Source organism: Dactylosporangium aurantiacum, from assembly GCF_000716715.1.
GTDB classification, from domain to species: Bacteria; Actinomycetota; Actinomycetes; order Mycobacteriales; family Micromonosporaceae; genus Dactylosporangium; species Dactylosporangium aurantiacum.
Genome location: NZ_JNYJ01000010.1, coordinates 139,419 through 154,337, shown reverse-complemented (window position 1 = coordinate 154,337; position 14,919 = coordinate 139,419). Strand labels below are relative to the sequence as shown.

General features: G+C 75.2%; 14 protein-coding genes. 6 read left to right on the top strand and 8 right to left on the bottom strand.

The window, feature by feature from the left end:
• Window positions 1-90: 90 nt before the first annotated feature.
• Both OP18_RS14440 and OP18_RS14435 read left to right on the top strand, forming a co-directional pair.
• The gene (locus OP18_RS14440; protein ID WP_052386714.1) at window positions 91-729 is read left to right on the top strand and encodes an MmyB family transcriptional regulator; all 639 of its coding nucleotides are present in this window, start codon (window positions 91-93) and stop codon (window positions 727-729) included.
• Window positions 730-764: 35 nt separating this feature from the next.
• Window positions 765-4,376, top strand: a complete 3,612-nt coding sequence (locus tag OP18_RS14435; RefSeq protein WP_033359358.1) for a caspase, EACC1-associated type — start codon at window positions 765-767, stop codon at window positions 4,374-4,376.
• Here the strand turns inward: OP18_RS14435 and OP18_RS14430 are convergent, their stop codons facing one another.
• The 5 genes from OP18_RS14430 to OP18_RS14410 all read right to left on the bottom strand — a co-directional run bounded on the left by OP18_RS14430 (window position 4,377) and on the right by OP18_RS14410 (window position 8,915).
• Entirely contained in the window at window positions 4,377-5,075 is a 699-nt protein-coding gene (locus tag OP18_RS14430; protein WP_156089522.1) for a hypothetical protein, read from the bottom strand. It abuts the gene before it with no gap.
• A gap of 86 nt (window positions 5,076-5,161) precedes the next feature.
• Window positions 5,162-6,004, bottom strand: coding sequence for an SDR family NAD(P)-dependent oxidoreductase (locus tag OP18_RS14425; RefSeq protein ID WP_033359356.1), 843 nt, complete (start codon window positions 6,002-6,004; stop codon window positions 5,162-5,164).
• Between the two features lie 34 nt (window positions 6,005-6,038).
• Window positions 6,039-7,343, bottom strand: a complete 1,305-nt coding sequence (locus tag OP18_RS14420; protein ID WP_033359355.1) for a flavin-containing monooxygenase — start codon at window positions 7,341-7,343, stop codon at window positions 6,039-6,041.
• Window positions 7,344-7,427: 84 nt separating this feature from the next.
• A complete protein-coding gene (locus tag OP18_RS14415) occupies window positions 7,428-7,943 on the bottom strand; it encodes a hypothetical protein (protein ID WP_156089521.1) in 516 nt (171 codons plus the stop codon).
• A 333-nt stretch (window positions 7,944-8,276) separates the two neighbouring features.
• Window positions 8,277-8,915: a TetR/AcrR family transcriptional regulator gene (locus OP18_RS14410; RefSeq protein WP_033359353.1), complete on the bottom strand. Its 639-nt coding sequence runs from the start codon at window positions 8,913-8,915 to the stop codon at window positions 8,277-8,279.
• 45 nt (window positions 8,916-8,960) lie between these two features.
• Here OP18_RS14410 and OP18_RS14405 point away from each other — a divergent pair, with 45 nt between their 5' ends.
• The 3 genes from OP18_RS14405 to OP18_RS52475 all read left to right on the top strand — a co-directional run bounded on the left by OP18_RS14405 (window position 8,961) and on the right by OP18_RS52475 (window position 11,702).
• Window positions 8,961-10,274, top strand: coding sequence for an MFS transporter (locus tag OP18_RS14405; protein ID WP_033359352.1), 1,314 nt, complete (start codon window positions 8,961-8,963; stop codon window positions 10,272-10,274).
• A gap of 76 nt (window positions 10,275-10,350) precedes the next feature.
• The gene (locus OP18_RS14400) at window positions 10,351-11,181 is read left to right on the top strand and encodes a polysaccharide deacetylase family protein (protein WP_162189793.1); all 831 of its coding nucleotides are present in this window, start codon (window positions 10,351-10,353) and stop codon (window positions 11,179-11,181) included.
• Window positions 11,182-11,237: 56 nt separating this feature from the next.
• Entirely contained in the window at window positions 11,238-11,702 is a 465-nt protein-coding gene (locus tag OP18_RS52475) for a hypothetical protein (protein ID WP_052386712.1), read from the top strand.
• A gap of 547 nt (window positions 11,703-12,249) precedes the next feature.
• Here the strand turns inward: OP18_RS52475 and OP18_RS14390 are convergent.
• Window positions 12,250-12,552, bottom strand: a complete 303-nt coding sequence (locus OP18_RS14390; RefSeq protein ID WP_033359419.1) for a DUF1905 domain-containing protein — start codon at window positions 12,550-12,552, stop codon at window positions 12,250-12,252.
• Window positions 12,553-12,680: 128 nt separating this feature from the next.
• On the opposite strand from OP18_RS14390, the gene OP18_RS14385 reads away from it, so the two are divergent.
• On the top strand, window positions 12,681-13,247 hold the full coding sequence (locus OP18_RS14385) for a dihydrofolate reductase family protein (protein ID WP_033359351.1): 567 nt from the start codon (window positions 12,681-12,683) through the stop codon (window positions 13,245-13,247).
• Here the strand turns inward: OP18_RS14385 and OP18_RS14380 are convergent.
• Window positions 13,237-14,352, bottom strand: coding sequence for a CU044_5270 family protein (locus OP18_RS14380; protein ID WP_033359350.1), 1,116 nt, complete (start codon window positions 14,350-14,352; stop codon window positions 13,237-13,239). The genes OP18_RS14385 and OP18_RS14380 overlap by 11 nt on opposite strands.
• The gene (locus OP18_RS14375; RefSeq protein WP_052386711.1) at window positions 14,349-14,870 is read right to left on the bottom strand and encodes an RNA polymerase sigma factor; all 522 of its coding nucleotides are present in this window, start codon (window positions 14,868-14,870) and stop codon (window positions 14,349-14,351) included. Before OP18_RS14375 ends, OP18_RS14380 begins: the two co-directional genes overlap by 4 nt.
• Window positions 14,871-14,919: the final 49 nt, after the last annotated feature.

The following is a 14,919-nucleotide window of genomic DNA, read 5'->3' as shown; positions in this document are numbered from 1 at the left end:
GGTACGATGATGACCTCGGCGAGGTTGACCCGGGTGGGTGCCGCGGCGGCGTAGGCGATCGCGTCGGCGACGTCGTCCGGGGTCGCCCGGGTGTACACGCTGAACGACGACGGCCTCGCGCACCTGCGGGAGCTGGCCCGGCCGGCGGCCCGCCCGCGGCGCCGGTCCCGGCAGCCGGAGCGGGTCAGCCCCGGCCTGCTGCGCCTGCTGGACCTCTGGCCGGACACGCCGGCCGTGGTGGTCGGCCGCCACCTGGACGTCCTGGCCAACAACCGGCTCGCCGCCGCGCTCAACCACTGCTCCGTCAAGGGGCAGAACATGGTCCGGGTGGCGTTCCTGGAGCCGTACGCGCGCCGCCTCTACGCCGACTGGCCCAGGGTCGCCGCCGAGACCGTCGCCAGCCTGCGCGCCCGCGCCGGCACCGACCTCGACGACCCGCGCCTCACCGAACTGGTCGGCGAGCTGTCGCTGAAGAGCGACGAGTTCCGCCGGCTGTGGGCCCGCCACGACGTCGGGGTCAAGACCGCCGGGACCAAGCGGTTCGCGCACCCGATGGTCGGTGAGCTGACGCTGTCGTACGAGACGTTCAGCGTCAACGGCGCGCCCGGCCAGGAGCTGCTCGTCTACCACGCGGCCTCGGGCACCCCGTCGGCGCAGGCCATGGCGTTGCTGGGCAGCGTCGCGACCGAACCGGACCTGACACCCGTCGATGCCCGGCCGACCCGGTGACCACATTTGCGTGACGGCATCGTTACTGTGAAGCGGTGGCCGAACTCGCCGATCCGTCGTCGTCGCAGGTCGTCCTGATCGGCGTCGGCGAATACGACTTCCTCGACCCGATCCCCGCCGTGCGCAACAACGTCAACGACCTGCGGGCCGGGCTCATGCGGCCGGAGCTGTGGGGCGTACCGGCGCAGCAGGTGCACGTCGCGGACGGCCGGTCGGATCCGGCGGCGGCGATCGCGCTGATCCGCACGGCGGCGGACGACGTGGGCCCCGACGGGCTGCTGTTCGTCTACTACGCCGGGCACGGGCTGCCCGGCCCGCACGACGGCGGGCTCGTCCTCGCGCTGCGCGGCACCCACCCCACCCAGCCGGACCGGTCGGGCCTGCCGTTCCAGAGCCTGCGCCGCACCATCGAGGGCAGCCGGGCCGAACGGTGCGTCGTCGTGCTGGACTGCGGCTACGCGGAACGGGCCGGCACCCTGGCCCGCGGCCCGCGGCAGTTCAGCATCCTGGCCGCCACCGGCCGCGACGCGGTCGCCCTCGCCCCCTCGGGGCACCACCACACCAGCTTCACCGGCGCGCTCCTGCAGGTCCTGGCCGGTGGGATCGCCGGGCTCGGCCCGACCCTGCTGATCGACGAGATCATGCAGGCGGTGGCCGCCGCGCTGCAGGCGCAGGGCCTGCCCCGGCCGCAGTGGCAGGAGCTCGACCCGGGCATGGCGCTCGTGCGCAACGCCGCGTACGAGGCCCCACGCCCGGAGGCGGCCCCGGGCCGGTGGCACGCCGGCTTCCTCGCCGACGGCACCACCGGCGAGGACCGCCTCGGCGTCGACCGTGACGTGGAGACGCTCAGCGACATCGTCATGGCGCAGGAGGTCGCCCCGCCGCTGGCGATCGGCCTGTTCGGCGACTGGGGCATCGGCAAGTCGTTCTTCATGGGCCGGATGTACGACCGCGTCGAGGCGCTCGCGGCGATGTCCACCCGGGCCCGCACGGAGGGCCAGCCGACCGCGTACTGCGGCAGCGTCTGCCAGGTCCGGTTCAACGCCTGGCACTACGTCGACGCCAACCTGTGGGCCTCGCTGACCGGCACCATCATGGACCGCCTCGCGGAGCAGCTCGACGACGCCGCCGCCGGCCGGGCCCTCGCCGACCTGCCCTCGGCCCAGGAGCAGCGCCACCACCTGGAGCTGCGGCGGCGCGCGGCGGCCCGGCAGCTGGCGGAGGCCACCGAGGACCTGCTGCGGCAGGAGCCGATCGGGCTGCGCGACGTGCTGGGCGCCGAGCCGGTCGTGGCCGAGGCGCAGAGCGCCGTGTCGAAGGCGCTCAGCAACGCCGGCGTCCCGCCCGAGGGCCTGGACCTGCGGGCCGTCACGCAGGAGGCGCGCGGGACGTTCGGCCGGTTCTTCGTCCTGCTCCGGCGCGGCACCTGGGCCACCCGGTCGCTGCTGGTGTCGCTGGTCCTGCTGGCGGTGGCCGGACCGGCCGGCGCGATCGTCCTGGCCCGGCTGCAGGAGACCCTGGCCGCGGCCGCCACCGCCGTCGCCCCGCTGGTCATCGCCGGGCTCGGGCTGAGCAAGGTGATCGGCCGGGCGAAGCCCGCCCTTGACAAGGCCGAGGCGGTGGTCCGCACGCTCGACGAGCAGCGGCAGGAGCCGATCCGGGTCCGTCGGGAGACCCTGCGCCGCCAGATCGAGCGGTACGAGGACGAGATCCGCACCCTCGGGGTCCGCATCGACCTGCTGGAGCAGGCCGGCAGCGTCCGGTCGTTCGCGGCCGGCCGGTCCGCCGGCGACGACTACCGGCGGCACGAAGGGCTCGTCGCCGTCGTCCGACGCGACCTGGAGGAGCTCAGCCGGCGCCTGTCGGGCTCGACGGACGTCGAGCGGATCGTGCTGTACATCGACGACCTGGACCGCTGCCCGCCCGGCCGGGTCGTGGACGTGCTGCAGGCGGTGAACCTGCTGCTGGCCTTCCCGCTGTTCGTGGTCGTGGTCGGGGTCGACGCACGGTGGCTGACCCGGTCGCTGGAGCAGCACTACCAGGAGGTGATCGGCGGCGCCACCGAGCACGACCCGCAGAACTACCTGGAGAAGATCTTCCAACTGTCGATCAACCTGCCGGCGCTGACCGACGACGGCTACACCAACCTGGTCCGTGACACGCTCCTGCCGGACGTCGAGGTGGACGCGGACCTCGAGCATGCCGACGCCCCGCCGCCGCTGTCGCCCGCTCCCGCTTCGCCGGACAGCGGACCGGCGACCGGTGCCGGGCCCGCCGACGGCGCCGCTGCACCCACCGACGGCCGGCAGTTCGCGCCGGTGCTGGTCCGCGGCGTCGAACTGCCCGACCCGGTCGTGGTCGCCGGCTTCACCGACGGGGACCGGTTCCTGGTGGCGGTGATGCAGGACGGCACCGTCGCCCGGTGGGACACCGCCCGGCCGGCCGATCCGGGCCGCCGGTGGCGGCTGTGGCAGGAGCCGGTGGTGGCGGCCGCCGTCACCGGCGACGGGCGGGTGTTCGTGGTGAGCGCCGGCCGGTGCGGGCTGCTGGACGCGGTGGAGCTGTCGGTCCTGGCCGAGGCGGCGTGGGACGGTGCCGGCGCGGACGGCTGGGTGCTGGCCGGTGTGGGCCCCGACCCGTCGGGGCGCACGGCGGCGTGGATCGTGACCGCACGGGCGTGGGTCGCGGTCGAGTTCCCGGTCGACGGTTCGGAGCCGTCCGTGGACACGACCGCCGGCGACCTCGGCGGGACCGTCCTGGCGACCCGGCAGTTCCGGGTGGTGCAGCGGGGTTCGCGGGTGGCGTTCGTCCCGCTGCCGGAGCCCGCGTCCTCGGACACCGTCCCGCCGCCGCGGCGCACGGCGGTGGCCGCCGCCGACCCGGCGGGTGCGGTGGTCGCCGTGGCCGTCCCCCACGAGCCGGGGGTGCGGCTGTGGCGGGTCGTCGACGGCACGCCGCGGCCGGCCGCGCTGCAGCCGGGCACGGGCACCGTCGCCGCCCTGGCGGTCAGCGCCGACGGGACCCTCGCCGCGACCGCCGACCGGACCCTGCTGCTGTGGGACCTGACCGTCGACCGCGCGCCCGACCGCTTCCAGCTGCCCGCCCCGGCGGAGCCGCACGACGGCCCGCTGAGCCTGCCGGCGTTCAGCGCGGACGGGCGCCGGCTGGTGCTGCGGACCGGCCTGCGCCACCTCGCCGTCTACGCCGTCGCCAAGCCCGACATCCCGCCGATGGCCGTGCTCACGCTGCGCCTCACCGCCCAGGAACGCCAGGCCCTCATCGACGTCGGCCCGCTCATCACCACGCCCCGGTCGGCGAAGCGCCTGGTCAACACGTACCGGCTGCTGCGCTCGGGGCTCACCGCCGCGGAGGCGGAGCGGCTGTGCGACCACGACCTGCGCACCGTCTGCCTCATGCTGGCCATGCAGGTCGGGTTCCCCGCCGAGACCGTCGCCTTCCTGGAACGCCTCGCCGACGACGACGCCTCCGTCCCGGACCTGCTCGCCGGCCTGCCGCCGGCGCTGCGCGACCGGGTGCGGCGCATCACCGACACCACCGAGCTCGACCCGGACCCCGCTACCTGGCGGCACTGGATCCCGACGGTCGCCCGCTTCTCCTTCCGCAGCCGCCCCCTGATGTCCCGCTGATCACGGGCCGGTGTCGACGTATGCGCCCCGGTACGCGGCGCAGCCGGCGTTGAGGGTCCGGGACGGCGTGAGGGTGTCGGGGTCGAACCGGGTGCGCCAGGTCTTGTCGTTGCTGAGGGTCACCTCGATCTCGTCAGGCCCGACGAAGCGGGCGAACTTGAAGGTGAACTCCGGGTGGTCGTTGAAGACCGCCTCGACGCAGCCGAGCGGGCGGGTCGACTCGCGGGTCAGCAGGCCGTCGGGGCGGGCGACGCGCAGCTCCTGGCGAAAGATGAGGTCGCTCTCCACGAGGCTGACGATCTGGTACTCGCCGGTGGTGGCGAGGACGGTGCGTTTCCAGTGCGGGTCGCCGAACACGGCGACGATGCCGCCGCCACCGCAGAAGGCGATGCCGGCGGCGACGGCGCAGGCGACGGCGAGCGTGATCGTGACCGCCTTGCGGCGCACCAGGAGCAGCGCGAGGACCCCGGCGGCGAGGGGCAGGAGGGTGGCGACGGCGACGAGCGCGTAGGGGCCGTCGCCGAAACGCGCGTAGCCCCACGGGTTCCACGACGCGAGGACGCCCAGACCGCACAGCACCGCGGCCAGGACGACGGTCACGACGGCGGCGCGCTTGCGCGCCCTGGTGATCGGCGGGTCGGGCACGGGCGGTGGGGGCGGCGTGGTGAACGAACCTGGCGGCGTCGGGAACGAACTCATGCGCGCGATCGTGGCAACGCGGACCGACCGACGCCCGGTCCCGTCGTGATCATGACAGAAGCCGACCGGACCGCAACCGCCGGCGGCTACCGGCGGTCGCGGTGGCGGCGGATCAGCCCGGCGGCCAGCGGGGCGTCCTGGAAGGCGCCGGCCGCCAGCCGGGACGCCACCGTCCGGCGGACCATCGCGTCGGCGAGAGCGGGCAGGTGCCGGGCCACGGCCATCTCGAAGCGGCCGCGGCGGGTGGTGGCGACGTCGCGCGGAGGTCTGCGGGCGGTGGCGGCGCGCAGGATCGCGGCGATGACGCCCTCGACCGGTTCCAGCCGGGACACGCCCTGCAGGGACAGGCCGGCGGCGGCGGTCGTGTCGTGGATCGGGGAGGCGACCATGCTCGGGTAGACCACGCTCACCCCGACGTGGCCGCCGACCTCGAGGCGCAGCGCGTCGGCGTAGGCGACGAGGGCGCGTTTGCTGACCCCGTACGCGGCGGCGAGGGGCAACGGGAGCACCGCCATCCGGCTGGCGACGAACACGATCCTGCCGCGGGCCGCCTCCAGGGCCGGCAGGGCCGCGGCGGTCGTGCGCCACGCGGCGAGCAGGTTGACGTCGAGCTGGCGGGCGACGACCTCGTCCGGGGGCAGCTCCGCCGGGGCGGGGCCGCCGACGCCGGCGTTGTTGACGAGCAGGTCGAGGCCGCCGAGGTGGGCGACGGCGGCGGCGACGACGTCCGGCACCGCGGGCGAGGTCAGGTCGCCGGCGAACACGGTCACGGGACCGTCGACGGCGACGAGGTCGATGCCGGCGACGGTCGCGCCCAGGTCGGTGAGGCGCGCGCAGAGCAGCCGGCCGAAGGTGCCGTTGGCGCCGGTGACAAGGACCCGCCGGCCGCGCAGACCGGCCCCGGGCCCGCGGCCAGGACCCCCGGTCACGAGCGGCCGCCGGGCTCGTCCGAAGGCAGATCGTTCACGATGCGGCCCGCTTCCGTCCGGCCGCCAGCTCACGGGCGGCGAGGTCCAGGTAACCGTCGAAGTCGATCCGCATCGCCGGGCGGCGCGAGCCCCACCGGTCGGTGGCGGCGCGCAGCTCCTCGGCGCAGTCGGAGCGTTGGGCCGGCATGGGCGGCAGCGCGTACGTGCCGGCGACGTGCCCCGCGACCAGCCGGGCCTGGGCCTCGACGACGGGCAGGGCGGCGCCCGTGGACTGCATGAGGCCGACGAACATGAGCCCGGGCGCGTCGAGGTGGAACACGTGCCGGAACAGGGGCAGCCGGTCGGCGCCGTCGCCGAGCAGCGCCGGGTCGAGGAAGGGCAGGTCGACGCGGTACCCCGTACACCAGACGATGAGGTCGACCGGGTCGCGGCGGTCGTCGGCGAAGACGACGTCGGTGCCCTCGAAGCGGGCGATCGCGGGGCGCACGGCGATCTCGCCGTGGGTGATGCGCGGCAGGAGGGCGTCGGACAGCGTCGGGTGGTCCTGCAGGAACCCGTGGCTCGGGGCGGGCAGCCCGTACCGGGTGGGCGGCCCGACGGCGAGGCGCAGCATCGTCTGGCTGATGCGCTGCCGGGCCCGCCACGGCAGGCGCTTGGCGAGGGCGCCGTTGAGCGTGTCCGACGGCCTGCCGAAGAGGTACTTGGGCACGATCCACACGCCGCGACGCACCGACAGCAGCGTCCGGGCGGCGGCGTGGGAGGCGTCGACGGCGATGTCCATGGCCGAGTTGCCGCCGCCGACGACGAGGACGCGGCGGCCCCGCAGCTGCTCGGGGTCGCGGTAGTCGTGGCTGTGCAGCTGCTCGGCGGTGGTCTCGCCCGGGTACGGCGGGTCGGGCAGCCGGGGCACGCTGTTGTGGCCGTTGGCCACGACGACCGCCTCGGCGGTGACCTCGACCGTCCCCTGTGGACCGTCGGCGGTCACGGTCCACCCGCCGGCCGCCCGGCGGACCCGCGTGACCACGTGCCGGTGCCGGATCGCCCCGGTGAGGCCGAACGTGGTGGCGTAGTCGGCCAGGTACGCCGCGATGTCGGCGTGGCCGGGGTAGTCGGGCCAGCCGGCGGGCATCGGGAAGTCGGCGAACTCGGTGCGGGTGCGGCTGGTGTTGAGGTGCAGCGTGCGGTACGCCGACGAGTGCGGCCCGCCGAACACCCACAGCCCGCCGGGGCGCTCGCCCGCGTCGAAGCACACGGCGGGCACGCCGGCGTCGGCGAGGGCCTTGAGCGTGGCGAGCCCGGCCGGCCCGGCCCCGATCACCACCACCCGGTATTCCAACACATGTTGGATTGTGCGGTCCCCGCCGCGGATGCGTCAAGGCCAGCAGTCCGCTTGTCGTTCTGCCGGCAGTGCGGCCGGCCGTGCTCAGCTGACCGGTCGGACGATCGGATGACGTGGCCGGATGCTCGGACGCAGCCGCTGGATCTCGATCAGGAAATCGTTGTAGCGGTTCTCGTCGGCCTGCTCGTTCTCGACCCGTGCCGTGAGGAGCTCCACCAGCCTCGTGTCGTGCTTGACGGCCGCCGCGAACGCCGCCGCCTCCAACGGTCCGGTGCCCTGAGGGAGGACCGGGCGGAACCGGCCCCACCATCCGGGGTGCTCGCGCCCGAGGTGGATGTCCTGGGCCCAGACGACGAAATCGGTGAGGTCCTTGGCCGCCATCAGGAATTCCAGCACCGGGCCGGCCACGTCGGTGAGCAGGTCCGGCGGCAGCGGCCGATCGCGCGCCGGCAGTGGATACGACTCGTTGCCGCTGGCCGTCTCGGCGGTGCCGCCCACACCGTCGTGGCGACAAACGGTGACCGGCGCGGGCAGGCCTGCCACCGCCACCCGGACCAGCAGCTGCACCTGCGGTCGCGCACCGGTGGCGCGGGTGTACACGCTCAGCGTGCGGTGGAGGCCGCCGTCCGACCGCTCGCAACGCTGACCGGCGCGGATGAAGCCCGCTGACGCCAGGGTCGTCCTGTACGCAGGCACTAGCCGATTGTCGCCGCCGCTGATCACGTTCGTTGCCCGACCCTGGTTGGCTCGCGAGGCGTTCCGTAGGCTTGCGGATGGTCGCGTAGCCGCTGGCAGGCGGGGCCGATCGGCGACGTGGACCACATCCGGGCCCGGTGCACGCGTTGCGGCCACGCGGCCGGAGCCCCCGTTCTCACCGACGATGCCAAGCCCCGCCGCGTCACGACCGGGCACGAAGCGAGCGGCAGCGGCGCCTCACGGCCGGGCGTACATGCGGTCGAGCCAGCGGTGCACGAACGCGCGCAGCGCGAACCGGCTGTCGGCGGGGATGTCGCCGTGCAGGCCGGTCACCGCGTGCGCGTGGACGGCCCAGATGAGGCTCCGCACGGCGAGGTGCGGCTGCGGCTCGCGCAGCACGCCGGCCTTGTCAGCGGCCGCGAGGACCTGCTGGACCTGCTCGTACAGCGGCATCGAGAACTGCTCGTCGATGCCGGCGTGCCGGTCGGGCTCCAGCCAGCGCCGCAGCCACAGGCCGGTGGTCTCGGGCCGCTCCTCCAGGAAGTCGACGAACGCGTCGAGCACCCGGTGCAGCGCGTCGAGCAGGTCGCCGTCGCCCGCGGAGGCGGCCGCGATGACCGGCTCGAGGGCGCGCCGCTCGGCCTCGAAGACGAGCGCGAAGCAGGCCCGGTACAGCTCGAGCTTGCCACCCGCGTGGTGGTGCACGGTCGCCACGTCGACGCCGGCGGCATCGGCCACCGCCCTGACGGTGACGGCGTCGAAACCGTTGCGGGCGAACAGGTCCGTCGCGACCCGGAGGATCACCTCGCGGGTGGCGACGGCGTCCGCCGCGCGGGGGCGGCCGGGGCGGCGTCGCGTGCTGTTCAGATCGTCCATCGTCGCCTATTATCCATCGAACGTTGGATTCCGGGAGCGTGGTTGATGTCGGACGTCAGGCTGCCGCTGCGCGGTCTCATCCCGTTCGCGACCGGGTCCGTCGGCATGGGCGTGTGGGTCACCGTGCCCGGGCTGCTCCTGCTGTACTTCCTCACCGACGTGCTGGCCGTCCCGCCGCTGCTGGCCGGGTTCGTGCTGCTCGCCCCGAAGATCCTCGACGTGGTGCTGCACCCGTGGGTCGGCCGGCTGTCCGACGCCGACCTGGCCGCCCGCGGCCACCGCCGCCGGCTGATGCTCGCCGGCTGCGCGCTCGCCGTGGCCTTCGCGGCGCTGTTCGCGGTGCCCGGCGGCCTGCGCGGCGCCCCGGCCGGGCTGTGGGTCGCGATCGCGTTCATCGCCGGCAACCTCCTCTTCGCCGCGTACCAGGTCCCCTACCTTGCCACCCCCGCCGACCTGAGCATCGGCTACCACGAGCGCACCCGCCTCATGGGGTACCGCATGGTCGTGCTGACCGTCGGCATCCTGCTCAGCGGCGTCGCCGCGCCGCTGCTCGCCGGGCAGGACGACCCGACCGTCGCCGGGTACACCCGCATGGGCCTGCTGCTCGGCGCCGCCATGCTGGCCGCGATGCTGGTCGGCGTCACCGGCGTCGGGCGGCTCACCGCCGCGGCGCCGCTGGCCGCCGCCGCCCGCACCACCCGGCACGGGCTGCTGTCGTCCCTGCGCGACCCGCAGTTCCGCACCCTGACCGCCGCCTACCTCGCCATGTCGACGACGACGCACCTGGTGCTCGCCGCGGTTCCCTACTTCGCGGAGTACGAGCTGGGCCGGCCCAGACTCACGACCGTGCTCGTCGCGGCGTTCGTGGCACCGGCGATCCTCGCGACCCCGGTCTGGGTCGTGGTCGCCCGCCGCATCGGCAAGCAGCGCGGGCTGCTCCTCGCGCAGGCCGCGTTCGTCGCCGGCTCGCTCGTGCTGGCCCTCGGCGCCGCGGCCGGCCTGCCGCTCATCGTCGGCGCGGTCGCCGTGCTCGGCGTCGCCTTCGCCGCCATGCAGCTGCTGCCGTTCTCGATGGTGCCCGACGTCATCGCCGCGTCCGGGCCCGACGGCACCACCCGCGCTGGCGGCTACACCGGCGTGTGGACCGCGACCGAGGCGACCGGCGGCGCTCTCGGCCCGTACGTCTACGCCGCCTGCCTCGCCGCCGGCGGCTTCGTGGCCAGCGGCGCCGGCGAGCACGCCACCCAGTCCCCCGCCGCGCTCGCCGCGGTCCGCTACGGCTTCGCCCTGGTGCCGGCCGTGCTCATGACCGTGGCCGTCGTGCTGCAGCGCCGGTACACCCTGGACGGCCGCCGGTAGCACGGTACCGTGCAACCCTTCGCCCGGTGACCGCGTCAAGATCTGTGCCACGCGATCCTGCCCCGGAGGTGCCCCCGTGACCGGACTGTCCCGCAGACGCCTGCTCGGCGCCACACTCGCCGCGACGGGCACCGCGCTCGTCGCCGCCGGTTCAGCGGGACCCCGCCGGCGACCCGAGGAGCCCGCGCTCGCGCTGGCGGCCAGGCCGGTCGCCGCCCCGGCGCCGTCACCGTCCGCCGCCGCGCCGTCACCGTCGCCGCTCACGCCGCTGGACCGGCCGGTGTTCACGCTCGAGGAGTACCGCCGGCTGGTGCCCGGGCCCGCGTTCCCGAGCGACGCCGTGGCGCTGACCATCGACGACGGCCCGCACCCCGTGTGGACGCCGAAGGTGCTGCGGCTGCTGGACCGCTACCACGTGCCCGCGCTGTTCTGCCTCATCGGCAACCAGGTCCTCGGCCACGAGACCGTCGCCCGGGACCTGGTCGCCGCGGGCCACCACGTCGCCAACCACACCTGGAGCCACCCGGCGAAGATCGCCCAGTTCGCCCCGGACCGCGTCCAGCAGGAGGTCGACCGCGCCCAGGACAAGATCTACGCCACGACCGGAAAGCTGCCGACCATCTTCCGCTCCCCCGGCGGCGCCGTCTCCCCGGCCGTCTTCACCGCCGCCGCCCAGGCCCGCATGGTGCCGATCAACTGGACGAACGACCCCCGCGACTGGACCCGCCCCGGCACCCGCTCGATCACCGACCGGCTCCTCGCCGCCCGGCCCGGCCAGATCCTGCTCTGCCACGACGGCGGCGGCGACCGGGCCCAGACCTGCGCCGCCCTGGAGACCGTGATCCCGGCGCTGCAGGCACGCGGATACCAGTTCGTCGCCCTGGACGGCACGCCTCAGATGTCGTAGTCCCCGAACAGACCGCCGAGGTCGGCGCGCGCGCCGATGCGGCCGGTCACTGCTGGATGGTCGACGACCCGCAGTGGCGGACGTGCAGGACCACGACCCAGGCCTGCGCCGACCCGGGGCAGCCGCCCCGGCAATGGGTCGCGATCAGCCCGATGGGCGGTGAGTACCGCGTCTCCCCGCACACCGTGCAGGACCCTGACGACGACGAGTTCGGCGACCTGCCCAACTTCACGTCCCTGGACCCGGTCGACGAAGCCTACGTCGGCGAAGGCCGCGAGCTCGCCGCCGGCCCGGACGAGGCCGAAGCGATGGCGCTCGCCGAGCGCCGCACGGCCGCACGCCCCGACCGTTGGGTCAACCACGCGGTCGCCGGGGAGAAGTACGTGGACTTCGTCCGGGGCCGGCGAGACACCGCCCAACTTGGCCCTCAACCTGTGCGGCGCGGTCGAGGGTCGGTCGGCTTCTTCTGTTCCGACGCCGGTCTTGCGGGTTCTCTGCTGGTGACGGTGTGGGCGTCGTAGCGGCGGATGGGTGGAGGTTCGGTCGACCGGGTGGCCGGCCGGGTCCTGCCCGCGTGGGTCTCGGTGCGTTCGCGGGACGTGTGCCCGCCGCGCGGAGGTGCCGAAATCCGCGTCGGACGCGCGGCGGGTGAGTCGTTCGAGGGGCGCTGGTCGCTCCCATGGGCGGCGTCGGTCCGCAGCCGATCGGGCGGGAGGTGCGCGACGGCCGCGCCGTGGCGTGATGTGCCCGACCTGGGCGGCCCGTCCCCGCGGATGCCGGCCGGCATGCACGCCGACCGGCAGGCGAACCGGCGCCGCCACGGTGGCCCCGGCGGACGGCCGCCGGCCTCCGACCCGGGCCTCCACCGGCATCGCGACATCGCGCAACGCCGCTGCGACCGGCTCGAACAGCGCCGATCCGCAGCCGCCGATCCGCAGCCGCCGATCCGCAGCCGCCAATCCGCAGCCGCCAATCCGCAGCCGCCAATCCGCAGCCGCCAATCCGCAGCCGCCGATCCGCAGCCGCCGATCCGTGGCCACCGCCACGACGCCGAGGGCCGGCGCGGCGTCAGACGTCGAGCAGCTCCACGGTCACCGTGGCGGTGTCGCCCACGTCCAGGGCCTCCGCCGTGCGCACCGGGCGCTTGAGCGGCAGCACGAACCCGCCGCCCCCGCTGCCCGGGAAGATGGACGTCTTCCAGCTGGTGGTGCCGACCGTCGCCCGCACCCGCAGCGAACCGAAGCCACGCCGCACGCCCCCGGCCACCTCGCGGATCTCCTCCGACTCGTCCTCGGGCAGCGTCACGAACACCCAGCTGTCGGCCCGCCGCGCGTCCCACGACCACAGCTTCCCCTCAAACACGACCACCACCCGCACACCTTGGCACACAGGTACGACAAAACCTCCGTGCGGCATGTGTGCCAGGTCACACTGACTGGGTGTCGAGGTGGGCCGGGCCGCGGCGACCTCTGGGCGGCAGAAGGACGAAGGAGGTCGCCATGCGGAAGATCCTGTACTGGGTGCACACGTCGGTCGACGGGTTCATCGACGGGCCGAACGGGGAGTTCGACTGGCCGGTGATGGGGCCGGAGCTGTCGGCGTACTCCGAAGGGCTGGACCGGCGGGTCGACACGCTGCTGTTCGGCCGGCCGGTGTGGGAGATGATGGTCGGCTTCTGGCCCACCGCCGAGACGATGACCGACGACGCGCACGTCGCGGCGTTCGCCCCGTTCTGGCGGGCCACCCCGAAGATCGTCTTTTCGCGCTCGTACGAGGGCGACGCCTGGACCAGTCGCGTCATCCGTGACACCAACCTCGCCGAGGAGGTCGCCGCGCTGAAGGCGCAGCCGGGCGCGGACCTGCTGCTGACCGGCGGCGCCTCCGTCGCGGCCACGCTGACCGGGCTGGGGCTCATCGACGAGTACCACGTGGCCGTGCACCCCGTCGTCCTCGGCGGCGGCCGGCGCCTGTTCGCCGGGCCGCAGCCGCGCCTCAACCTCGAGACGGTCGACGCGCGGCTGGTCGACGGCAGGGTCACCGTGACGCAGTACCGGCCTACGCGGTAGGCGCCGGGTCGTCGGTGTACCCGGCCCGCACCGCCACCGTCCAGCTCATGAGCGTGCCGGTCGCGGCGGGTGCCACCGCCGCGCCGAGGAACCACGACTCCTGGGCGAGCGCCAGGCCCGTCGCCGGGTCGACGATCAGCCGCTGCTGGCCCCAGCCGCCGTCGCCCCGCCGCGTGTACGCGACCGCCATGCCGGACCTGCCCCGCCGGTCCTGCACCGTACCGAGGAAGCCGACCCCGGGCAGGTCGGCGAGCATCCGGTACGCGGCGGAGCGCACCGGCGCCGGCACGGGCAGCTCGGCGACGAGGTCGCGGCCGGCGTGGAACAGCGCGGCGTCCTCGATGGCCGGGCCGCCGGTGCGCTGCAGCCGCGCGGTCAGCCACGACCGCAGCGCGGCCGGGTCGGTGGGCACGCCGGCCAGCTCGGCCGCGGTGACCGGGGCGCCGGCGAGCATGAGCGACTCGCGGGCGGCCCGCTCCGGCAGCGCGCGCACCTGCCGCGGGCCGGCCGCGCCGCCGTACGTGACCGGCGCGGTGCCCGCCGGCCCGGACTCGGTCCACTGCGCCGGCGACCCGGCGGCCTTCCAGGCGGCCTCGTCCTGCGGGGTGACCGGGGCGGCGCCCAGGTACTGGAAGACCTCGACGCTCGGGTCGCCGGCGCCGCTCGCCTGCCACCGCTCGACGCTCATGCGCACCGCGACGCCGTAGCGGCCGCCGGGCGGGCCGACCTCCTTGCGCTCCCCGTGTTCCTGCAGACGCACCCAGTACCGGCCGCCGGCCGGCGCGGCGCTCGCGTCGCTCCGGGCGGCGGCGACGAGCAGCAGGTCCCGGGCGGAGGCCGGGGCGGCGGCACCGGACGGTGCGGCGGCACCCGGTGCGCCGGGCGGCGCCGGCGGGCGGCCGGTGCCGAGGACCAGCGCCCCGGCGGTCGCCGCCGCGGCGACCGGCAGCGCGCCGGTGAGGATGAGCCGGCGCGGCACGGGACGCCGGGCGCGGGCCGGCCGCGGGTGCGCGGTGTAGACCGCCGGGTCGGGCCGCCCGTCCGGGTCGAGGCGGCCGGGGCGGGCGGCGGACAGCAGCCGCAGCGGGTCGGGTCGGGTCGTCATCGGCTGTACTCCTTGGTCTGGGTGGGGCGGGACTGGCGGGTGGCGGTCATGGCCTGCCGCAGCCGTTTCCTGGCGCGGTGCAGGCGGACGAAGAAGGTGGCCGTCGAGCAGCCGACGACCCGGGCCGCGTCCCGGGCGGACAGGCCGTGCCACGCGGTGAGCGTCAGCACCTCCCGGTCGTCCTCGCTGAGCCCGCCGAGGGCGGCGAGGACCACCGCCCGGTCGGTGACGTGCTCGGCGACGTCGTCCTCGGTCTCGCGTACCCACGCCCGCAGCTCGGCGGCGATGGCGGCCTGGCGGGCCTCGTCGCGGTACCGTTCGCGGGCCACGTTGCGGGCGACCCCGAGCAGCCACGGCAGCGGGGTCGCCGGGATCTCGTGCAGCCGGCGCCAGGCGACGAGGAAGGTGTCACCCGCCACGTCGTCGGCGTGCGCGCGGCCCGCCCGGGTCACCGCGTACGCGTACACCTGCCGGTGATGCGCGTCGTAGATCCTGGTGAATCGTTCGGCATCGGTCACAGGGCTCCTGCTCCTCGCGTGGATGTGCGCCGTCACGGGGTAGTGCGAG